The organism is Altibacter sp. HG106 (assembly GCF_028561755.1).
GTDB lineage: Bacteria > Bacteroidota > Bacteroidia > Flavobacteriales > Flavobacteriaceae > DFVG01.
Window position 1 is genome coordinate 443,674 of the sequence record NZ_JAQQTD010000002.1, and the last position, 21,804, is coordinate 465,477.

The following is a 21,804-nucleotide window of genomic DNA, read 5'->3' on the forward strand; positions in this document are numbered from 1 at the left end:
AAAACCTCCTGCGTTAAACAGATGCTAAAAAGGATTGATGTGAAAAATATGCTATTAGCTATAGGGCTTATTATTTTGGTTTCTTGCAATTCCAAAAGCAAACGGGAAGAAGCCATAGAAGCTATTCCGGTAGCCTTTTCTGTGTCGCGACTCGATCAGGAATTCGCCCAGGCACAGCCTTCAGAATTGCCAAAACTCAAGCAGAAGTATCCCGCTTTCTTTCCGGAACAGTTTCCAGATAGCCTCTGGCTTCAGCGTATGCAGGATACCCTTCCGAAGCAATTGGCAGCAGCGGTAGCAACCGTATTTCCTTCCGAAGCGAGTATCGAAAGCGAATTGCACTCTGTTTTTCAGCATATTAAATATGATAGGCCCAACTTTGTGGTGCCGGATGTGGTTACCGTCATCTCGGATGTAGATTATCGAAATAAGGTGATTGCAACCGATAGTGTCCTTGTGATTGGACTAGACAATTACTTAGGGGCCGAACATCCGTTCTATGAAGGGGTGAAACATTACATCAGCAAGAATTTAAGGCCGTCGCAGCTGGCGCCTGATGTGGCGTCGGTCTATGCAGAACAATGGGTCGCCACACCGCGGCAGCGAACGTTTTTAGCACAGCTGTTGTACTTCGGAAAGCAATTGTATCTAAAAGATCTGTGGCTTCCCGATGCTACTGATGCCGAAAAGATAGGCTATACGGAAGCCGAGTGGCAATGGGCTATTGAAAACGAAGAGGAAATTTGGCGGTATTTTATTGAAGAAGAAGTGTTGTACAGCACCGACCCTAAACTGGCTACGCGCTTCATTGTGGACGCTCCTTTTTCAAAATTCTATCTGGAGATCGACAATGAATCTCCGGGGCGTATTGGCTCGTTTATTGGTTGGCAAATAGTACGCGCCTATATGGAAAACAATGATATTCCTTTAGCCCAGTTAATGACACTCGATCCGGAAACCTTATTCCGACAATCCAAATACAAACCGAATAAACAACCTTGATATGCATACCTCAGAAATAAAAATAAAAGTGGCCCTTGACGAAAATAAGATTCCCGAAGCTTTGCGGTGGTCCGCACCCGACGGAGGTGTCAATGAGGCCGACTCGAAGGCGGTGTTATTGTCGGTTTGGGATCATAAGGCACAAGAAGCCTTGCGTATCGATTTATGGACAAAAGACATGCCGCTGGATGAAATGAAGGTATTCTTTCACCAAACCCTTAGTGCCATGACAGATACGTTCGAACGCGCTACCGGAGACGATAAAATGGCAGCTACCATGCGTGATTTCTGTGATTATTTTGCTGAAAAGTTAGACTTGAAAAAAAAGGATTAGTGCCCCAGATCTGAATTTACGGCGTCAATATAATCGAGTAGCTGTTCGCGACCGTAGCCTTTGCTCGATGAGGTTATAAAATACGGTGGCATACTTTCCCAGGTTTGTAACAGGACTTCCTGATAATGCGCGATATTTCGCTTTAGGGCATTGGGCTTTAACTTGTCTGCCTTGGTAAAAATAATACCGAACGGTAATTGTTGTTCGCCCAGCCACTGCATAAATTCAAGGTCGATGGGCTGTGGTTCGTGACGACAATCTACCAGTACGAATCCCATGACCAGTTGTTCGCGCTTCAGAAAATAATCGGTGATGTATTTCTGAAAGGTTTTTTTATCTTTTTTCGACACCCTTGCATATCCATAACCCGGTAAGTCTACCAAATGCCAATTCTTATTGATCAAAAAGTGATTGATCAACTGGGTTTTTCCAGGCTTACCTGAAGTTTTCGCGAGGTTTTTACGCTCCATGAGCATATTGATCAACGATGATTTCCCCACATTACTACGGCCTATAAATGCGTATTCGGGTAAGGGTGTATTGGGGCACTTGGCAACATCACTATTGCTAATTACGAATTCTGCCGAGTTGATCTTCATGGTAGTTGCTTAAAATGCTCGCTCTTTCAGCCAGGCGTGTAATAGGGTGTTGAAGGTGTCTGGATGTTCCATCATTGCTGCATGGCCACATTTGTCGATCCAGTATAAATCGGAGTCCGGCAACAGCTTATCGAATTCTACTGCCACTTCCGGAGGCGTGACCGTGTCCTGTTTTCCCCAGATGATACAGGTGGGAGTGGTCATTTTTGGTAGGTCTTTCGCCATGTTGTGGCGAATGGCACTTTTCGCAATGGATAAGGTTCTAATGAGTTTGTTTCGATCATTCACCGTGGCATACACTTCATCAACGATTTCGGGAGTGGCCACTTTCGGATCGTAAAACACGTTTTCCGCTTTTTTCTGAATGTAATCGCGGTCGCCTCGTTTAGGATAGCTTTCCCCCATGGCACTTTCATACAAGCCCGAGCTTCCCGTAATTACCAGCGCTTTGATTTTTTCGGGATACAGCTTGGTGCAGAGTAAACCGATATGACCGCCCAGCGAATTCCCCAGTAAGATCACTTGTTCAAATTGTTTGTGGGCAATGAATTCAGCCACGTATTCGGCGAAGCGCTTCACGTTGGTTTTTAAAATTGGCATCGAATAAATAGGGAGTTCAGGAATGAGGATTTGATATCCTTGATCCGGGAAATAGGTAGAGACCCCGTCAAAATTACTAAGACCTCCCATGAGGCCATGAAGGACGACGATGGGGGTGCCTTCGCCTAATTCTAAGTATTTGAATTTTCCTTCCTCGCGTAAATTATTTGCCATGCAAAGTCGCTATTGATCGAAACAAAAATACACAAAATTATATGAACCTGTGAGTTATCAACAGGATAGAAATAGGCCTTGCGGTATCTGCTTCATTTTGAACCGATGAACATATACGCTTTCGTATTGGCGCTGCGGATTCCTGCGAAAAGAACACTTCCGGTAGGATGGGAGCAGGTGGTAAAACTTATCAACAAAGTGGTAAAATGTGGGAAAAAGTGGTAAATCTTAGTTATATTTGAAACTATAATTAAGATTTGGGAATCCTTTTATGCTCAACCTCATTGGGACATACGAATGTAAAGCCGACGTAAAAGGGCGCGTCATGGTACCGGCTGCTTTAAAAAAGCAGCTGGCGCCTGTAGCGCAAGAAGGCTTTGTGATCAAACGCGCGGTGTTTCAACCCTGTTTGGAAGTATATCCTATGGCCGAGTGGAATGCCTTGATGCAAAAGATGACAACGCTCAATCGATTCAATCGAAAGAACAATGATTTCATCAGAAGATTTACCGCCGGTGTTAAGACCGTAGAGTTGGATAGCAACGGTAGGATTAACATACCCAAAGATCTGGCCTCCTTCGCTGGAATTCAAAAAGAACTCACCCTGTCTACGGCGATCAATATCGTAGAGATTTGGGATAAAGATAAATACGAACAAGCCATAAGCGATGCCGCCAATGACTTTGCGGATTTGGCAGAAGAAGTAATGGGCGATGCAACTGCAGGTGATGGAATATCATAATCCGGTACTGCTTACCGAAACCGTCGAGGGTCTCAATATTCGACCCGATGGCGTGTACGTGGATGTGACCTTTGGCGGTGGCGGCCATTCCCGAGAGATTCTAAAACACCTTGGCGACGAAGGCCGACTTGTGGCGTTCGATCAAGATCCAGATGCGCTTGAGAATGCTATCGACGACTCGAGATTTTTGTTAATCCATGAAAATTTCAGATTTCTCAAGCGCTTCTTACGGTTTCACGGGTATCGGGAAGTGGATGGTATTTTGGGAGACCTAGGGGTCTCTTCGCATCAGTTCGATGTGGCCGAGCGGGGCTTTTCTACGCGTTTCGATAGCGCACTAGACATGCGTATGAACCCCGAAAGCAGCCTGTCTGCCTATCACGTACTCAACGAATACGATGAAAAACAATTGCGTGCGATTTTGTCGCAATACGGAGAACTGCGTGCTGCTGCAGGCATGGCGCGCGTTATCGTGGAAGCTCGGCATCACCAGCCGATTGAGAATGGTAGCGACCTAAAAAAAGCACTTGGTAAGTTTTTGCCCGCGCATAAGGAGAACAAGATTCTGGCGCAAGTGTATCAGGCAATTCGAATTGAGGTCAACCAAGAATTAGAGGCGCTCAAGGAATTCTTAATGCAAACGCAAGAGGTGATAAAGCCCGGTGGGCGTTTGAGCGTGATTAGTTATCACTCGCTTGAAGACCGATTGGTAAAACGCTATATGCGCGATGGTTTGTTTGAAGGGCAGCCCGAAAAGGATGTCTTCGGAAGAGTAGAAGTGCCATTTAAGCCGGTGGGGAAATTTGTATTGCCTTCCGAAGAAGAAATAAAAACGAATAATCGAGCCCGGAGTGCGAAGCTTCGAGTGGCAGAAAAGCTATAAATGAAAGACAAACTCTATCATATTCTAAAAGGTAGGTTTTTGGTGAGCGACGATGCTTTCAAAAATTGGAGGTTCATCATTTTTTTGTCGGTGTTGGCATTGGTAATGATCGCTAGCTCGCATACGGCAGATAAAAAGGTACATGAGATCGCTCAACTGAGCAATGAAGTGAAAGAGTTGAAAAGTGAATATGTGGATGTTCGTATGAAGGTGATGCAATCCAAAATGGAAAGCAAAGTAATTGCGGCGATGAAAGGTCGCGGATTACAGCCTTCGGAAACACCGCCGCAGAAAATAAGAATTGTAACCGATAAAAAGTAACGCGGTGGCTATTGCAGAGAAAAACATACTCAACCGCCTCTACGTTATCGCCGGATGTATGTTCATCTTCGCGATTGCCGTAGGTGTTAAGTTGCTCAACATTCAAGTGAGTGAAGGGGAAAAGTATCGTGATCTGGCAGAGAAAAGCACCGTCAAAAATTTTACCATTCCTGCGAACCGAGGAAATATTTACGCAGATGATGGAAGCTTGCTTGCGACCTCGGTCCCCAAATACGAGATCCGTTTTGACGCGGTAACGGTGGCTTCTGAAGATTTTAAAGAACAACTGGTTCCGCTTTCCAACGCATTGAGTGAACTGCTGGGGCGTCCTTCTTCCTATTATCAAAACCTCTTCCGAAAAGCTCGAGCCAACAAGAATCGCTATCTCCTAGTGGCAAAGAATCTTGGATATTCCGACTACGTGAAGATCAAAGGGTTTCCGCTTTTTAATAAAGGGCCCTACAAAGGTGGAATCATCGTGCGACAAAGTGTGGTTCGGGAGCATCCTATGGGCAAGGTTGCCGAGCGGTTGGTAGGGAATCAACAGCGCAATCAACCGGGTGTTTATGAGGTGGGCTTTGAAGGGGCCTTCGATGCGTATTTGAGCGGTAAAAAAGGACGTCGCCTCAAGCAAAAAATAGCCAAAGGACAATGGAAACCGGTGACGGATGAAAATCAAATTGAGCCGCAAGACGGATTCGATGTGATCTCTACAATTAATGTAAACATCCAAGATATTGCGCATCACGCTTTGCTGCGACAAATGGAATACTACGAGGCGGAACACGGTAGCGTGATCGTCATGGAGGTGAAGACCGGAGCGATCAAAGCGGTTTCCAATTTGGGCAGAACTTCTGCTGGAACCTATTACGAAAAGCTCAATTATGCGGTGGGGGAAAGTCACGAACCCGGATCTACATTTAAAGTAATGGCGTTGATGGCGGCATTGGAGGATAAGGTGATCGACACCGCAACCGTGGTAGATACAAAAGACGGTCGAAAACGATTCTACGGTCGGAATATTCACGATTCCCGACGAGGTGGCTACGGAAAAATTTCGGCTGCGAAGGCGTTGGAAGTCTCGTCAAATATTGGATTGGCGTCTATCGTAGATGATCACTACGCCGAGAATCCTACGAAATTTACAGATCGCTTGAAAGCCTGGCGCCTCAATGAGCCTATAGGTATTACCATCAAGGGAGAAGGAAAACCTGTTATCCCAGAACCGGGTCATGAACTGTGGAGCCGCAACGCGTTGCCGTCGATGGCCTATGGGTATAACCTTCGGTTAACGCCGCTTCAAACCTTGGCCTTTTACAATGCGATCGCCAATAATGGCACCATGGTAAAGCCGCGATTCATCAAAGAAATTCGCGCCTGGAATGATGAGGTAGAGACCTTTGAAACTGAGGTGTTGATAGACAAGATCTGTTCCGAAGAAACCCTGCTAGAGATCAAGGATATTTTAAAGAATGTTGTAAGACGCGGCACCGGAACCTCGCTCTATTCGCCCAACTTCAGTATGGCGGGTAAAACAGGAACGGCACGAACCGAGTACTGGATGGCCGACTGGGAAGCGGATCGCCGTTATATTTCTTCTTTCGCGGGATATTTCCCTGCAGAAGATCCCAAGTATTCCTGCATCGTCGTCATTCACAAGCCTAGTACCAAAAAAGGGTATTACGGGGCCGATGTAACTGGGCCGGTATTCAAGCGCATCGCCCAAAAGATTTATACCGATGCCCCGCAATTAGACGCGGTTGAAAATATTGAGTTGGATGCCCAGCTACAAAAGAAATTTGAATCCTATTATGCCAAAGCCCAAGCCCGTTATTCAAAAGTTCCGGATGTTTTGGGAATGGCCGGAATGGACGCCGTTTCCCTCTTAGAAAATATTGGATTCCAGGTGCGTTTCAACGGAAGCGGAAAAGTAATAGATCAATCGGTGAAAGCGGGTAGCCCTGTCATTGAAGGTCAAGAAATTATATTAACATTATCGTGATTCAGTTAAAAGACATACTCTATAAAGTGGCTCTAGAAGAAGTGGTGGGTACCACCCATACCGCGATTCGCGATATTCAATTTGATTCGCGAAAATTAGGACTCGACGATGTTTTTGTGGCCATACGCGGAACGGTTTCCGATGGACACAATTTCATAAAACAAGCCATTGATAAGGGGGCCATCGCTATTGTGGCAGAAGCGCTCCCGAAAGAACGTGTGAACGGAATCACCTATGTGAAAGTAGAAGATACACAAGCTGCCTTGGCACGCATGGCCGCTAATTTTTATGAGAATCCTTCCGAAGAAATTGAACTCATAGGCGTTACCGGAACTAATGGGAAGACCACCATCGCTACCCTCTTGTATCAATTGTTTACGAATGCCGGTTTTGCCTGCGGCCTCCTTTCTACCGTAACCATTAAGGTAGGATCGAACGATTTTAAGGCGACCCATACCACGCCCGATTCACTAACCATCAACAAATACCTGCGTATGATGGCCGATGCCGGGGTTGCCTACTGTTTTATGGAAGTGAGCTCACACGGAATTCACCAAAAGCGAACCGAAGGGCTGCGTTTTAAGGGAGGGGTGTTTACGAACCTTTCTCACGATCATCTCGATTATCACAAAGATTTTAAAGAATACCGAGATGTGAAGAAAAAATTCTTCGACGAATTGCCAAAAGACGCCTTTGCGCTCGTCAATAGCGATGACAAGAACGGAAGCGTGATGCTACAGAATACCAAGGCGACCAAGTTGAGCTATGCCCTAAAAACTCAGGCGGACTTCAAAGGACAGATCCTGGAAAATCAATTCGATGGTCTATTGCTCAAGATCAATGGGCAGGAAGTCTGGGTGAAACTCATTGGTAGTTTTAATGCCTACAACCTCGTTGCGATTTATGGAGTGGCTATTCAACTCGGACTCGAACCCATGGAGGTTTTACCCTATGTAAGCGCATTGGAAAGTGTGGCAGGACGGTTTCAGTATTTGGTTTCGGAAAGAGACAGCATCACCGGTATCGTGGATTATGCGCATACACCGGATGCGTTGAAGAACGTATTGCAAACCATCAATGACATTCGTACGGGTAATGAATCGTTGATCACCGTCGTGGGATGCGGGGGCGATCGCGACGCCACCAAACGTCCTAAAATGGGAAAGATCGCGGCGATGTTGAGCAATCAGGTGATTTTTACGAGTGATAATCCGCGCACCGAAGATCCAGATAAAATCATACAGGAAATAGAAGTCGGTGTTCCCGCCGAACACTATAAAAAGACCTTGTCTATCACCCAGCGTGAGCAAGCCATAAAGACGGCTTGTCAGTTAGCAAAAGCAAATGACATCATTTTGGTGGCCGGAAAAGGACACGAAACCTATCAGGAGATCAATGGAGAACGCACTCATTTTGATGATTTTGAAACGCTTCAGAAGCTACTAACCGAATTACATAAATAAGATGCTCTACTACTTGTTCGAAAAATTAGATTCGCTGTACAATGTCCCCGGGGCTGGCTTGTTTCAATTCATCACCTTTCGCGCCGCTATGGCTGTGATCCTTTCATTGATCATCGCCACCATCTTCGGAAAGCGGATCATTGGGTTCTTGCAGCGCAAACAAATGGGGGAGACCATTCGGGATCTCGGACTCGAAGGTCAGAGTGAAAAAGCGGGTACGCCCACCATGGGAGGTATCATTATCATTCTGGCAACCCTCGTTCCAGTGCTGTTGTTTGCAAAGCTCGAGAATATTTACGTCATCATGTTGATTGTAACCACCCTTTGGATGGGAACGATCGGATTTATTGATGACTACCTAAAAAAGTTTAAAAATGACAAAGCTGGCTTGCCGGGAAAATTTAAGGTGATCGGGCAAGTAGGATTAGGACTGTTTGTAGGTGCCGTAATGTATTTTCACCCAGACGTAACCATCAAACGAGAAAAGATCAATCCAGTGTATGAAACCGAAGAGATCACTCAAAATTCTCCTCGCGAGTTCTATCCCGAAGAAAAATCCTTGCTCACTACCATCCCTTTTGTCAAGCAAAACGAATTTAATTACGAAACGTTAATTGAGTGGGCGGGTGAAAACTATAAAGACTATATCTGGTTGTTGTTTATCCCTATCGTGATTTTTATTATCACTGCAGTGTCAAATGGTGCGAATCTTACCGATGGGATCGACGGACTCGCAGCCGGCTCCTCGGCCATTATTGCGATTACCCTGGCGCTGTTTGCCTGGGTGTCGGGTAACGTGGTGTTTTCCGATTATCTCAATATCATGTATCTGCCTAACACCGGCGAGATGACCATTTTTATCACGGCCTTCGTGGGAGCTTTAATAGGATTCTTGTGGTACAATGCGTATCCCGCACAAGTTTTTATGGGGGATACCGGTAGTTTAACCATTGGCGGAATCATCGCGGTAATAGCTATCGCTACGCGGAAGGAATTATTAATACCCTTGCTTTGCGGAATCTTCTTTGTGGAAAACCTATCCGTCGTGCTTCAGGTGAGTTGGTTCAAGTATACCAAGAAGAAATTTGGAGAAGGCCGAAGAATTTTTCGGATGTCGCCCTTGCACCATCATTATCAGGTACGCGGGTTTCACGAAAGTAAGATCGTTACCCGCTTTTGGATCGTCGGAATTTTTCTGGCCATCCTCACCATTGTAACCCTAAAGATTCGCTAAATGAAACGATTGGTGGTGTTGGGGGCCGGTGAAAGCGGAATGGGAACCGCGCTATTGGGAAAGCAGAAAAAGTACGAAGTATTTGTTTCCGACTTCGGAAAAATTAAGGAGACAAACAAAGACGTTCTGACACATCTTGAGATTGAATGGGAAGAAAATGGGCATACGGAAGCCAAGGTGCTTTCCGCAGACCTGGTGATGAAAAGCCCGGGAATTCCAGATACGGCTCCTATTGTTCAGAAGTTGCTGGAAGCGAACATTTTGGTGATTTCTGAAATTGAATTTGCTGCGAAGTTTACGGAAGCGGTGTTGGTGGGAATTACAGGAAGTAATGGTAAAACCACCACGGCCACCCTAACGCATCAGTTGCTAAAAGACGGCGGATTAGACGTCGCCTTGGGCGGAAACGTAGGGACAAGTTTTGCGGGCTTGATTGCCGTGAAGGACACTCCGCACTATGTGCTGGAATTGAGCAGTTTTCAATTAGACGGTATTGTGGAATTTCGACCGCATATTGCCGTGCTCACGAACATCACACCCGATCACTTAGATCGGTATGATCACGACTTCAGCAAGTACATCGCCGCAAAGTTCCGGATCGCGATGAATCAGGGGCCAGAAGATTATTTTATCTACGATGCCGATGATGCGGTTATTTCCGAAGCCCTAGAACACCATTCCATTCGCTCTCAACTGTTGCCTTTTTCGGTGTCAAAACCGCTGGAACAAGGCGCCTATATAGAAAACGATCAACTAATAATAACCTTACAACAAAAACAACATATCATGCCAATTAACGCACTCGGATTACAAGGGCAGCACAATACTAAAAACGCTATGGCGGCAGCTACCGTGGCCACCCTTCTCAAAATAAGGAAGGCCACCATACGCGAATCGCTATCCAATTTTCAAGGGGTTGAACACCGTTTGGAAAAAGTGTTGAAGATCAACAACGTAATGTATGTAAACGATAGCAAAGCCACCAATGTGAATGCTACGTTCTATGCCTTAGACAGTATGGAAACCGCTACCGTATGGATTGTAGGAGGAGTTGATAAAGGCAACGATTACACGTCGCTGCTTCCCTTGGTCAATGAAAAAGTAAAAGCCATTATCTGTCTTGGGGTAGATAATGAAAAGATTATTCGGCAGTTTTCAAATGTGGTCGATATGATGGTTGAGACCGATTCGATGCATGAGGCGGTACAAGTCGCCTATCGATTGGCAGAGCGTGGGGAGACGGTACTGTTGAGTCCGGCCTGCGCCAGTTTTGATCTATTTAAAAATTACGAAGACCGCGGTCGGCAGTTCAAAGAAGCAGTACGACACCTATAAAGTGAAATGATGCAAGGAGTGTTCAAAAATCTAAAAGGAGATCGCGCCATCTGGGCGGTAGCAGCGCTATTGGCAGTGTTTTCCTTTTTGCCCGTCTACAGTGCCAGTAGCAATTTGGCCTATCTCTATGGCGATGGAAGCACCTTGCCCTATTTGTTAAAACACGCTGCGCATCTTCTGTTGGGGTTTGCCATTATGTACGGAGTACATAAAATACCGTTTCACTATTTCAAAGGACTTTCCATTTTGGTGCTGCCCGTGGTGGTGGTGTTATTGTTAGTGACATTATCGCAGGGAGCGACCATAGAGGGCGCCAATGCGAGTCGGTGGATTCGGGTGCCCTTCGTTGGCGTCACTTTTCAAACGTCTACACTGGCCGCGGTAGTATTATTGACCTATGTAGCGCGTTACTTATCTCGTATTAAAGACAAGCAGGTTTCCTTTAAAGAAACCTTATTGCCGCTCTGGCTGCCCGTATTTGTAGTATTGGCGTTGATCCTTCCGGCGAACTTTTCAACCACGGCCATCATCTTTTGTATGGTCGTCATGCTGGTTTTTATTGGCGGGTATCCTTTAAAATACCTCGGAATCGTTCTCGGTGCAGGCTTGATCTTGCTCACCCTATTTGTCCTTACCGCGAAAGCCTTTCCCGGTGTTTTTCCCAACCGGGTAGATACCTGGATCAATCGTGTGGAAAACTTTGCCGATGGAGAAGATACCGAAGCAGATTACCAGATCAAGCAAGCCAAGATCGCCATCGCTTCTGGTGGAATTACCGGACTAGGGCCCGGAAAGAGCGTTCAGAAGAACTTTTTACCCCAGTCGTCATCCGATTTTATCTACGCGGTGATCGTAGAAGAATTTGGAATGATTGGCGCGTATTTTTTAATGGCGCTGTATTTACTCTTGTTATTCCGACTAGTGATCGTGGCACATAAATCCGATTCCATCTTCGGAAAACTGCTGGTCATAGGCGTCGGTTTGCCTATTGTCTTTCAGGCCTTGATCAATATGGCGGTGGCCGTAGAATTTTTTCCGGTTACCGGTCAGACGCTCCCGTTGATTAGCAGTGGAGGAACCTCCATTTGGATGACGTGTTTGGCCCTGGGAATGGTGCTGAGCGTCAGTGCGAAGCGCCAAGCGGTGATCGAAGAAGAAACAGAAACCATAGAAAACCCCTTAGATATTTTAAGTGAGACCCTATAGATTCATCATATCAGGAGGTGGTACCGGCGGACATATATATCCGGCGATCGCCATTGCGGATGCGCTAAAAGCGCGTTTTCCTGAATCGGATATTCAATTCGTGGGAGCTCAAGACCGTATGGAGATGGAAAAAGTGCCGCAGGCGGGATACCCGATTGAGGGTCTATGGATTTCTGGAATTCAGCGAAAGCTCAGTGCCAGGAACCTACTGTTTCCATTTAAGCTTATCGCGAGCTTATTAAAGTCGAAACGAATCCTCAAAAAATTCAAACCCGATGTGGCGATTGGAACGGGCGGATATGCCAGTGCTCCCTTGTTAAAAGTCGCTTCCGGGAATGGAATTCCCAGTCTCATTCAAGAACAAAATGGATATGCGGGTGTGACCAACAAATGGCTTAGCAAGAACGTGCAAACAATTTGTGTAGCCTATGATGGGATGCATCGCTTCTTCCCTTCGGAAAAGGTTGTGCTCACTGGAAACCCGGTGCGCAAGGACTTGCTTTCCGTAGCCAATAAACGAACCGAAGCACTGTCGTTTTTTGGACTCGATAGCACCAAAAAGACAGTCTTAGTTCTGGGCGGAAGTCTAGGCGCTAAAAAGATCAATGAATTGATAGATGCGCACCTCGAAGTATTCAAAGAGCAGGGATTACAGCTAGTGTGGCAATGTGGCAAATTGTATGAAGAGACCTATGGAAACAAGGGCAGACACGGAGTGCAGGTGCATGCTTTTTTAAATCGAATGGACTTGGCGTACGCGGCCGCCGATATTATCATTTCGAGAGCGGGAGCCTTATCTGTTTCCGAACTGTGCCTGGTAGGAAAACCGGTCATTTTTATTCCCTCTCCCAACGTTGCGGAAGACCATCAAACAAAAAACGCGGAAGCGCTAGCTTCCAAAGATGCTGCGATTGTACTTCCGGAAGCTGAGGCGCACGCCAATTTTAAGCACCAACTGTTGGAACTGATCAACACTGAAGGGAGAAGCCAAGCCTTGGGACGCAATATAAAAAGCCTGGCCAAGCCAGAAGCTACGCAACATATCGTAGACGAAATCGTAAAACTACTGCCGAAAGAATGAAGGCACTCCAAAACATACAAACCGTTTACTTTGTGGGCATTGGCGGAATCGGAATGAGTGCCTTGGCGCGCTATATGAAGTTGCAGGGCAAAGATGTATTTGGCTACGATAAAACAGCCACTGAACTCACGGATGCACTGCAACGAGAAGGAATACAGATAACCTTTGAAGACCGTGTTTCTGAACTTCCAGCGGCTATTGAGAATACGTCAGATACGCTGGTGGTATATACCCCAGCCATTCCAACTTCGAACAACATACTTACCTATTTTCAGCAAGCCGGCGTTGCGATGATGAAGCGGGCTGCTTTGTTGGGAAAGGTGACACAGCACACTTTATGTTTGGCAGTAGCCGGCACGCACGGGAAGACCACCACTTCGGCCATTTTGGGTCATTTGTTGGCCGCCTGTGATATGCCGGTTACCGCTTTTTTAGGAGGAATTGCTGAAAACTACGATTCTAATTTTATACACAAAGGAAGCGAGATCACGGTGGTAGAAGCCGATGAATTCGACCGATCCTTCTTACAACTTCATCCTAATATCGCTTGCGTGACTTCGATGGATGCAGATCATCTGGATATCTACGGAGAAAGCGCAGAGATCGAATCGGCTTTTCATGAATTTTCAAACTTGGTTTCAGATAAAAAACAATTGTTACATCCTGTGGAAGTTCCTCTTGGCGGACACACCGTAGCAATCGATGCGTCAGCCGATTATGAAGCAAGGAATGTTCGCATAGAAGACGGTGTGTATGTTTTTGATTTGAAAACACCACAAACGCATTTTCGGGACTTGCGGTTTTCGCTCCCCGGACACCACAACCTACAGAATGCAATTACAGCCTTGGGTATGGCGTTGTTAGCGGGTTCCCCAACCCAGCAGCTGCCCAAGGCTTTAGCTAGTTTTCAAGGGGTACAACGCAGATTTTCATACCGTATCAAGCGGGAAGATCTCGTGGTGATAGATGATTATGCGCATCACCCTACAGAACTCAATGCGCTTTTTCAGGCGGTGGCAGAGATGTTTCCGGAAGATCAGAAATTGATTGTATTTCAGCCTCATTTGTTCTCCCGCACCCGAGATTTTGAGGCCGAATTCGCCCAAAGCTTATCCCAGTTTGATGAAGTATTGTTATTGCCTATCTACCCTGCCAGAGAAGCGCCTATCGCCGGAGTCTCTTCAGAGCGATTGTTAGCGCTTATTTCTTCAGAAAAGAAGGGATTGATCACGAAGCAAGCGATGGCAGACCAGATGAGCTATTCTAGCTGTCGTGTACAGCTTATCGTAGGGGCCGGAGATATTGGCGCTGAAGTGAAAAATGTCATTAAAAAACGCATTGCATGAAACGATATCAACACGTCATTTTGGTAGTGACCGCAATCCTTCTGATAGGTGGATTGTTCGGCTTTACACAAAAACGGAATTCAGCACGTTATTTAACAGGGCCTACGATTGAGTTTATGGATGAAAATGAGCCGTTTATCACGCGTTCTGCCGTTAATAAATTGTTAATACAAAATTACGACAGCCTTACGGGCATCACCAAAGAAAAGGTAGTTTTGAAAGAGATGGAGTCCCGCTTGTCGGAACACCCTATGATTAGAGGGGCGCAGGTCTTTATGGATGTCGAAGGAGGGGTAGGTGTGCAGATCACACAACGCAATCCGATTGGTAGAATTGCCGGATCTCCGCAGGTCTATCTGGATGCTGATGGGGCGATCATGCCGCTCTCCCCGGTGTATGCTGCCAGAGTACCGTTGATCACGGGACCAGCAAAAGAGCATCTGGAGCAACTGACGGCGGTGCTGTTGGATATTGAAAACGATCCATTTTTGAAGAGCAGTGTGGTAGGAGTGGAGGTCGCCAAAAAGGGACATATAAAGCTGCGACTTCGGGAGTACGACGGGATTGTCTACTTCGGAAAAGCCTCTGAGCGAGCGCAGAAGTTTCAGAACTTAAAAGCCTTTTATAAAAAAGCAAAAGAGAAGAAGGTATTACACGGCTATAGAGACATTCATCTAGAATTTGGAAATCAAGTGGTAGCCACAAAAAAAGAATAATCATGGAACAGGACAAGATTGCAGTAGGATTGGATATTGGAACGACTAAAATCGTTGCCATGATAGGGAAGCGCAATGAATACGGTAAGATGGAAATTCTGGGCATTGGAAAATCCAAGAGTCTGGGCGTCCATCGTGGTGTGGTGAACAATATCACGCAAACCATTCAGTCAATTCAGCAAGCCGTACAGGAGGCTGAAACCTCTTCGGGGATGGAAATTTCAGAAGTGGTGGTAGGCATTGCAGGACAGCATATTCGCAGTTTGCAGCACAGCGACTATATCACACGAACCAATAGCGACGAGGTGATTGATGGCGATGATATAGACCGCTTGTGCAACCAGGTACACAAATTGGTGATGCTTCCTGGGGAAGAAATTATTCATGTGCTACCGCAAGATTTTAAAGTGGACGGTCAGGCTGAAATCAAGGAACCCATCGGAATGTACGGAGGCCGACTCGAAGCCAATTTTCACGTGGTTGTGGGGCAGGTGTCTTCCATTCGAAATATTGGTCGCTGCGTGAAAAGTTCGGGTTTAGAACTCTCCGGAATTACCCTCGAACCGCTGGCTTCGGCGCACGCCGTGTTAAGTCAGGAAGAAAAGGAGGCCGGTGTGGCGTTGATTGATATTGGGGGCGGAACCACCGATCTGGCTATTTTCAAAGACGGGATCATTCGGCATACGGCGGTTATTCCTTTTGGAGGCAATGTGATCACGGAAGACATCAAAGAAGGGTGTAGCATTATTGAGAAACAAGCAGAACTATTGAAGATAAAGTTTGGTTCGGCCTGGCCGGGAGAGAACAAAGACAACGAGATTGTTTCCATTCCCGGATTACGAGGCAGAGAACCTAAAGAAATAACCCTGAAAAACTTATCAAAGATCATCCATGCCCGAGTGGTAGAGATCATTGAACAGGTGTATTTGGAGATCAAGAACTACGGGCATGAAGAGCAGAAGAAAAAGTTGATCGCAGGGATTGTCCTTACGGGAGGCGGCTCCCAGTTGAAGCATTTAAAACAATTGGTGGAGTACATCACGGGAATGGATACCCGCGTAGGCTATCCCAATGAGCATCTTGCGGGCGACAGCGATAGCGAAACCACGAGTCCGATGTACGCAACGGCAGTAGGATTGGTACTAAATAGTCTTCGGAATCAAACCAAATCGGAAACCAAATATACTATGGTCGCGGAGGAATCAGCGAGCACGGAAACTACGTTGGAAGAAACCGAAGAAGAACCCACTGAAGCGCCGCCGAAGGAACGCAAGCGATTTTTTGATAAATGGGCGGAAAAGTTCAAGGAGTTTTTGGACAACGCAGAATAAAAAGAAACAACGAACCTCACAAATAGAATATATATGAGCAGCAACACAGAATTTGACAATATTTCGTTCGACATGCCGAAGAACCAAAGCAACGTCATTAAAGTTATTGGCGTAGGCGGCGGGGGAAGCAATGCGATCAATCACATGTTTAATCAAGGGATTAAGGGTGTCGATTTCGTGATTTGCAATACAGACGCACAGGCCTTAGAGAACAGTTCGGTCCCCATCCGAATTCAACTAGGGGTATCCCTCACTGAGGGACTTGGAGCAGGTGCCAACCCTTCCATCGGAGAACAGGCAGCAGTAGAGAGTATGGAAGAGATCAAGAACATGTTGACCACCAATACCAAAATGATCTTTATCACCGCGGGCATGGGCGGCGGTACCGGTACCGGTGCGGCTCCAATTATTGCCCGTATGGCGAAGGAGTTGGACATACTAACGGTGGGCATCGTGACCATTCCGTTTCAGTTTGAAGGAAAAACGCGTTCTGAACAAGCCCAAATAGGCGTGGAGAAGCTCCGTCAGAATGTTGATTCCCTTATCGTTATTAATAACAATAAACTGCGTGAGGTCTACGGAAACCTCGGTTTTAAAGCCGGATTTTCAAAGGCAGATGAGGTGTTAGCCACGGCTGCTCGTGGTATCGCTGAAGTAATCACACATCACTACACTCAAAACATTGACCTTCGGGATGCCAAAACAGTACTTGCTAACAGCGGTACGGCCATTATGGGAAGTTCTAGTGCCAGCGGAGCTAGTCGGGCCAAAGAAGCGATCACCAAAGCCTTGGATTCGCCGTTACTCAATGATAATAAAATCAAAGGAGCTCAAAACGTATTGTTGCTTATCGTTTCGGGAACCGAAGAAATTACCATTGATGAAATTGGAGAGATCAGTGACCATATTCAGGATGAAGCCGGACACAGCGCCAATATCATCATGGGAGTTGGAGAAGACGAATCGCTGGAAGGTACCATTTCTATTACGGTAATTGCTACCGGTTTTAATGCTGAACAGCAAGACGATATTGTCAATACCGAGTCGAAGAAGATCATTCACACTTTAGAGGAAGAACAGCGCGCCGAGCAGCAGCTGAGTGTAAAGCCGGGTGCGACTCCGGTCGAGCTTCCGAAGAAGTCTACTTCTGAAGCAGCACCAAAGAAGGAACCCGTGATTCGGCATACCCTGTTTGAAGAACCCGAAGCGACCGCGATACCTGCTTCCGAAGCGAAAAAACCACAGCAGAAAGAACTTCCGTTTGAAGGTTATATTCCTACCACCGATTTTATCAAGAATATTGAAGTAAGTTCAGAAGTGATCGATATCCATCACATCGCAGAATTTGAACAGTTGATGATCAATGAGATCGATGTGAATACCTTCACCATCGTGCAGCCCAAAGTGAAAGAAGCAAAGAAAGAGGCGGAAATGCCGGAAGTTAATTCAAAGGCCGTAGAAGAAGATCAGATGCTTATGTTCGACCTCCCCGTGCATCCGAGTTCGAATAGCAAAGAGTCGCTTCAGGAACAGGAAGCGCAAGAGGATGTATTGACCGATCGTGTAGAAGATATTGAAGTTCGTGACGCGGTAGAAATCGTTCCCGTAAACGAGTACAGTAACGAAGGCATGAAGCGGTACAGCCTTGACGATTACGAGGAGAAGGAACAGGAATTGCTTTCCGCAAAGCCGAAAACAGACAAGGACGGGGAGGAGGAAATCGTCTTTGAAAAACGCGTTGTAGCACCTGCGGAAGAAGAAGCTCCTGTGGACGATGATGCCCCTATCGACCCGCTCAATACGCCAATTTCAAAGTTATTGGCAGAACGAACAGAAGAGCGAAAGCGCAAGATGAAAGAATTTAATTATAAGTTTCGAAACAGTGCGTCGAAGATCGATGATATCGAAAAACAACCGGCGTACAAACGGATGGGCATCGAATTAGAAGATAGTGATCAAGAGACAAATATGTCACGAACATCTGTAAATACGGATGATGATGATATAGATTTGCGATCCAATAACTCATTCTTGCATGATAATGTAGATTAATGGCTAATTCATCTACTGGACGAGTCCGCTTTTTGTTATGAAGAGCGGACTTTCCTTTTTAAGACCCCCTGATAAAGCGAAACTAAGCGGATTGAATATAAAAATCCCGCATCGCTAGGTTCTCGCAAGCTTGACTTTTAGGTACCATTGAATACGTTTTGAATTCTCACAACGCTCCGCGTTTTACATACGGATGGCTTCGCATCCTCACAACGCTCCGCGTTTTACATACGGATGGCTTCGCATCCTCACAACGCTCCGTGTTCTACATATTGATGGCTTCGCATCCTCACAACGCTTTGCGTTTTACATACGGATGGCTGCGCATCCTCACAACGCTCCGCGTTCTACGTACGGATGGCTGCGCATCCTCACAACGCTCCGCGTTGAAAACAAAAAACCCGCATCTCTAAGTTCAAGCAAGCTTGACTTTTCGATACAGGTTTTTTGTTTATTCGTGACCGCGGGAGGATTCGAACTGAAGAGTTAACATATTGATATTGAGTATATGATTAGAATTGTTGTGGCATTATTGTGTCAATATGCGTTTGAGTTTTTGGGAATTATCATCTAGACTTTTAAGTATCTCGCGAAGCGCTGCCTTGTTTGTAGCGATAATTTTGTGATGATCTTCAGGTGACCTGGAGGAATCTGTGTCAAATAACCAGTTAAGATCTACGTCCGGAAAGTGATGTACGAATTTCATAAGTAGATCAAACGATGGATCCCTTACGTCGTTGAGCACCTTGTTCAACTGAATAGTGCTGATCTCATTTTGCTCGGCGAATTCTTTTTGCTTTAGTCCTTTTTCCTTGAGGACTTGTTTCATTTTGCTACCTATTCCCATATTTAGAACCAGTATAAATTAACGTATAAGACAATTTATATTTGGAAAATTGTCATCTATGTCAATATATTTGTACACACAACTACACATAATGACACATACCAACACAAAAGTAAGAAACAAAGAGGAGAATCCGGATATGCGTCTGCATAATAACCGGGTTATCATCTTTAAAAAGTGGTATAAACTAAGTGAAAAAGAAGCTGAAACAGCTACGGAGTTCATGGATAAGTATTGTTCTCGAGGTTATTCCTCAGAGATCGTAGCGCTTGCGAAAGAGAATAAGCTGGAGGTTTCTGAAGCACAAGTGAGAAGTGTCAGACATGGCCGCTTGAACGATCTTAAAATTTTCAATTTGATTGTTCAGTACGTAGCTGAAAAAGATAGAGTACAGGTTGCAGCTGTAAATACTCTTGAAAGTTTGAAATCATAATTAATAACACATGGAAAGTAATAGTCAATCATTTAGACCTTATGCAGGAATGACCTGCACAGGTACGGAAATCTTCAAAGGCCCTGATGGTGGGTTAAGTATTATCGATAGAGGCCGAGTAAAACCATTTTCGCAAGCGCCTATTTCAGTCATAGAAAAATTGCGATCGCAAATTTCACTAGATATTGAAGCGCAGAATGTGCTTCGGGAAATGCACCCTTGGGATGCGAGTAACAGGATTGAGCAATTTGCTTGGTGTCGCTATGGAGGGCTAGATTTTAAACCCGATATAAAGGACGGCGAATTTCAGGAAGGAGAATTTCATAGTTGCCCAAATAGGGGTAAATGCAAGGGAGAAGGAATTCTCTGTAAGCTTCCTGTGTTTGGCGGAAGAAGACTTACCGGGAAAATGGTGGTGTTGATGCAGCATCTTTCAGGAACAGATACAAACGAAGTTATTGCAGAGAAAATGGATATGGCCATGGGGTCATTTCATTTACTCAAAAAGAAACTGTATGAAGCATTAGGCGGAATACAAACGAAGCAGGAAGTCGTGCACATTGCACGAGACCTGAACATTGTCTGAGTTGAGATCCAGGCGATACGTTCTGATAACGCTATTTCTCAAATAGCACTAGATGGTAACCGCTGCGTATTCCGAAGACCTTTCTTCACCAGCAGCGGTTTTTTAAATGAGTACTAATTCTAAATCTATAAATATGATCAGCGCATTAAATGTTACAAAGATCACCGATGCATTTCAAGAAAAGTTTGGAGTGAAAGCAATTGCCGAAAAGAAGGATGATGAGGGAAGAGCAGAATCGATCAAAGGAGTAATTAACGGAGTTCTGGATGGAAACAAATTGGCTGAAATGGTCACTCCTTTTCCCTACAGATACACTTTGGCTCGCTCCGGAAAGGGCGTTAAGCTAACATTTAAAGGGTAGTACCCGAAATGGCGGGTGGTTTTTTTCATAAATAAATTTGAAAGGAATAGTTAATAATCACCGCCCGCCATATTTAAACCAAAATTGAGAATTATGAATACTGATATATACGAAATAAAATTCCACGAGGCCATGGCTGTTTTTGAGGTGAATCCAAAAGAATTTAGCAGCAAACATGCGGAAGAGGTTATGGAGCAATACAATTGGGAGTATGGTCCAGATGATAATCTCTTGGAAAAGTGTCTAAGGCATTTAGGCATGGAATGTATTATGATCGCAACGGAACAACAAGAGGAGACTGATCTTGATGACATTACCGAGCGTATGGTTTTATATGGAGGTATGTGTAAGCTGCTAGATGGGAGCTGTGGTTTGCGAATCACAGGGTTGATCAGGCTAGAGGCTCGTCAATGGGAGTTTAACAAAGTCCAGATTGAAAAATTGAGTTGTAATCATGTATAAAGCGCGAATTATTCATGGATTTATACGCGGCATGATTGCAGTGGGATCCTCTTATCTACTGGTAGCCTTTGTTTTAAATCAGTGGAAACCATCGGAGTGGAATGCTGATGTGCGTTTAGTATTTGCGATATGGTTTATTGCTGTTATGGTTCTTCAATATCTACAGGATGCATAGAAATGAATCTATTTGGCACCGGTAAGAAATATTTGTTTGAGGTTCGGCTGCGCGGTGATCACCCATGTCGGCCGATAAAAAAATTAACACGCGCATTCTGTTTTGAAGAAGTAGAGAAAGAATTTCCGGAAGCAGAATGCATTAAGAAATTTTGAAATGAAAAATGTTGTAATAAGAACAAGTGAGAATATTTGGGGTACTGATGGTACAATCATAAGAAAGGGAACAGAATTAAATGGCAAACTACATGAAGGTATTGTCACCTCTGTCAATTGTTTCATTCCTACTCTGGATGCGGAAATTGTTTTTTATCCTGGATCAACTTGCGAAATAATATTGAGACCGGATGACCTGGAGTGTGATCTAGAGAAACGCATAAATTTTTTAAGAATAAAGCAAAAGGAATTTCAAGAGTGTGGATTATTCAGCGGAGCTGAATCGAGCCATTTGATAGCCTTGCTACAAGGGCCCATTGATAAGATGGAAAACGCAATTATGAATTCGAATTAGAGATTTTTA

23 protein-coding genes are annotated in these 21,804 nt (G+C 45.2%); 20 read left to right on the plus strand and 3 right to left on the minus strand.

What is annotated here, in order from left to right:
• Nucleotides 1–21: 21 nt before the first annotated feature.
• A complete protein-coding gene (gene gldB / locus PO830_RS04755) occupies nucleotides 22–1,002 on the plus strand; it encodes a gliding motility lipoprotein GldB (RefSeq protein ID WP_442870048.1) in 981 nt (326 codons plus the stop codon).
• 1 nt (nucleotide 1,003) lies between these two features.
• Complete coding sequence (gene gldC / locus PO830_RS04760) at nucleotides 1,004–1,336, plus strand: gliding motility protein GldC (RefSeq protein WP_272852386.1); 333 nt, start codon at nucleotides 1,004–1,006, stop codon at nucleotides 1,334–1,336.
• Here the strand turns inward: gldC and yihA are convergent.
• Entirely contained in the window at nucleotides 1,333–1,935 is a 603-nt protein-coding gene (yihA, locus tag PO830_RS04765; protein WP_272852387.1) for a ribosome biogenesis GTP-binding protein YihA/YsxC, read from the minus strand. The genes gldC and yihA overlap by 4 nt on opposite strands.
• A gap of 9 nt (nucleotides 1,936–1,944) precedes the next feature.
• Nucleotides 1,945–2,709 (minus strand): alpha/beta fold hydrolase, encoded by a 765-nt coding sequence (locus tag PO830_RS04770; RefSeq protein ID WP_272852388.1) that lies wholly within the window; start codon nucleotides 2,707–2,709, stop codon nucleotides 1,945–1,947.
• Between the two features lie 271 nt (nucleotides 2,710–2,980).
• Here PO830_RS04770 and mraZ point away from each other — a divergent pair, with 271 nt between their 5' ends.
• From mraZ to ftsZ, 13 genes are read left to right on the plus strand one after another with little or no spacing between them, the layout of a single operon-like run.
• Nucleotides 2,981–3,451, plus strand: a complete 471-nt coding sequence (gene mraZ, locus PO830_RS04775; RefSeq protein WP_272852389.1) for a division/cell wall cluster transcriptional repressor MraZ — start codon at nucleotides 2,981–2,983, stop codon at nucleotides 3,449–3,451.
• On the plus strand, nucleotides 3,438–4,334 hold the full coding sequence (gene rsmH / locus PO830_RS04780) for a 16S rRNA (cytosine(1402)-N(4))-methyltransferase RsmH (protein WP_272852502.1): 897 nt from the start codon (nucleotides 3,438–3,440) through the stop codon (nucleotides 4,332–4,334). The genes mraZ and rsmH overlap by 14 nt, the downstream gene beginning before the upstream one ends.
• Nucleotides 4,335–4,655, plus strand: coding sequence for an FtsL-like putative cell division protein (locus PO830_RS04785; protein ID WP_272852390.1), 321 nt, complete (start codon nucleotides 4,335–4,337; stop codon nucleotides 4,653–4,655).
• A 4-nt stretch (nucleotides 4,656–4,659) separates the two neighbouring features.
• Nucleotides 4,660–6,657, plus strand: coding sequence for a penicillin-binding protein (locus tag PO830_RS04790; protein ID WP_272852391.1), 1,998 nt, complete (start codon nucleotides 4,660–4,662; stop codon nucleotides 6,655–6,657).
• On the plus strand, nucleotides 6,654–8,120 hold the full coding sequence (locus tag PO830_RS04795) for a UDP-N-acetylmuramoyl-L-alanyl-D-glutamate--2,6-diaminopimelate ligase (protein WP_272852392.1): 1,467 nt from the start codon (nucleotides 6,654–6,656) through the stop codon (nucleotides 8,118–8,120). Before PO830_RS04790 ends, PO830_RS04795 begins: the two co-directional genes overlap by 4 nt.
• A 1-nt stretch (nucleotide 8,121) precedes the next feature.
• Complete coding sequence (gene mraY, locus PO830_RS04800) at nucleotides 8,122–9,354, plus strand: phospho-N-acetylmuramoyl-pentapeptide-transferase (RefSeq protein WP_272852393.1); 1,233 nt, start codon at nucleotides 8,122–8,124, stop codon at nucleotides 9,352–9,354.
• A complete protein-coding gene (murD, locus tag PO830_RS04805) occupies nucleotides 9,355–10,689 on the plus strand; it encodes a UDP-N-acetylmuramoyl-L-alanine--D-glutamate ligase (RefSeq protein ID WP_272852394.1) in 1,335 nt (444 codons plus the stop codon).
• A 9-nt stretch (nucleotides 10,690–10,698) separates the two neighbouring features.
• Complete coding sequence (locus PO830_RS04810) at nucleotides 10,699–11,895, plus strand: FtsW/RodA/SpoVE family cell cycle protein (protein WP_272852503.1); 1,197 nt, start codon at nucleotides 10,699–10,701, stop codon at nucleotides 11,893–11,895.
• Complete coding sequence (gene murG, locus PO830_RS04815; protein WP_272852395.1) at nucleotides 11,882–12,976, plus strand: undecaprenyldiphospho-muramoylpentapeptide beta-N-acetylglucosaminyltransferase; 1,095 nt, start codon at nucleotides 11,882–11,884, stop codon at nucleotides 12,974–12,976. Before PO830_RS04810 ends, murG begins: the two co-directional genes overlap by 14 nt.
• Nucleotides 12,973–14,322: a UDP-N-acetylmuramate--L-alanine ligase gene (murC, locus tag PO830_RS04820; RefSeq protein WP_272852396.1), complete on the plus strand. Its 1,350-nt coding sequence runs from the start codon at nucleotides 12,973–12,975 to the stop codon at nucleotides 14,320–14,322. The genes murG and murC overlap by 4 nt, the downstream gene beginning before the upstream one ends.
• Complete coding sequence (locus PO830_RS04825; protein WP_272852397.1) at nucleotides 14,319–15,038, plus strand: cell division protein FtsQ/DivIB; 720 nt, start codon at nucleotides 14,319–14,321, stop codon at nucleotides 15,036–15,038. The genes murC and PO830_RS04825 overlap by 4 nt, the downstream gene beginning before the upstream one ends.
• Nucleotides 15,039–15,040: 2 nt before the next feature.
• A complete protein-coding gene (gene ftsA, locus PO830_RS04830; RefSeq protein ID WP_272852398.1) occupies nucleotides 15,041–16,369 on the plus strand; it encodes a cell division protein FtsA in 1,329 nt (442 codons plus the stop codon).
• A gap of 33 nt (nucleotides 16,370–16,402) precedes the next feature.
• On the plus strand, nucleotides 16,403–18,421 hold the full coding sequence (ftsZ, locus tag PO830_RS04835; protein WP_272852399.1) for a cell division protein FtsZ: 2,019 nt from the start codon (nucleotides 16,403–16,405) through the stop codon (nucleotides 18,419–18,421).
• A gap of 529 nt (nucleotides 18,422–18,950) precedes the next feature.
• Here the strand turns inward: ftsZ and PO830_RS04840 are convergent.
• The gene (locus tag PO830_RS04840) at nucleotides 18,951–19,250 is read right to left on the minus strand and encodes a helix-turn-helix domain-containing protein (RefSeq protein ID WP_272852400.1); all 300 of its coding nucleotides are present in this window, start codon (nucleotides 19,248–19,250) and stop codon (nucleotides 18,951–18,953) included.
• A gap of 109 nt (nucleotides 19,251–19,359) precedes the next feature.
• On the opposite strand from PO830_RS04840, the gene PO830_RS04845 reads away from it, so the two are divergent.
• The 5 genes from PO830_RS04845 to PO830_RS04865 all read left to right on the plus strand — a co-directional run bounded on the left by PO830_RS04845 (nucleotide 19,360) and on the right by PO830_RS04865 (nucleotide 21,795).
• Nucleotides 19,360–19,701, plus strand: coding sequence for a hypothetical protein (locus PO830_RS04845; protein WP_272852401.1), 342 nt, complete (start codon nucleotides 19,360–19,362; stop codon nucleotides 19,699–19,701).
• Nucleotides 19,702–19,711: 10 nt separating this feature from the next.
• On the plus strand, nucleotides 19,712–20,287 hold the full coding sequence (locus PO830_RS04850; RefSeq protein ID WP_272852402.1) for a hypothetical protein: 576 nt from the start codon (nucleotides 19,712–19,714) through the stop codon (nucleotides 20,285–20,287).
• Nucleotides 20,288–20,420: 133 nt separating this feature from the next.
• Nucleotides 20,421–20,648, plus strand: coding sequence for a hypothetical protein (locus PO830_RS04855; RefSeq protein WP_272852403.1), 228 nt, complete (start codon nucleotides 20,421–20,423; stop codon nucleotides 20,646–20,648).
• Between the two features lie 93 nt (nucleotides 20,649–20,741).
• Nucleotides 20,742–21,110 carry a hypothetical protein gene (locus tag PO830_RS04860; protein WP_272852404.1) on the plus strand — a complete coding sequence of 123 codons (369 nt, stop codon included), beginning with the start codon at nucleotides 20,742–20,744 and terminating at the stop codon, nucleotides 21,108–21,110.
• Between the two features lie 331 nt (nucleotides 21,111–21,441).
• Complete coding sequence (locus tag PO830_RS04865; RefSeq protein WP_272852405.1) at nucleotides 21,442–21,795, plus strand: hypothetical protein; 354 nt, start codon at nucleotides 21,442–21,444, stop codon at nucleotides 21,793–21,795.
• The last annotated feature ends 9 nt before the right edge of the window (nucleotides 21,796–21,804 follow it).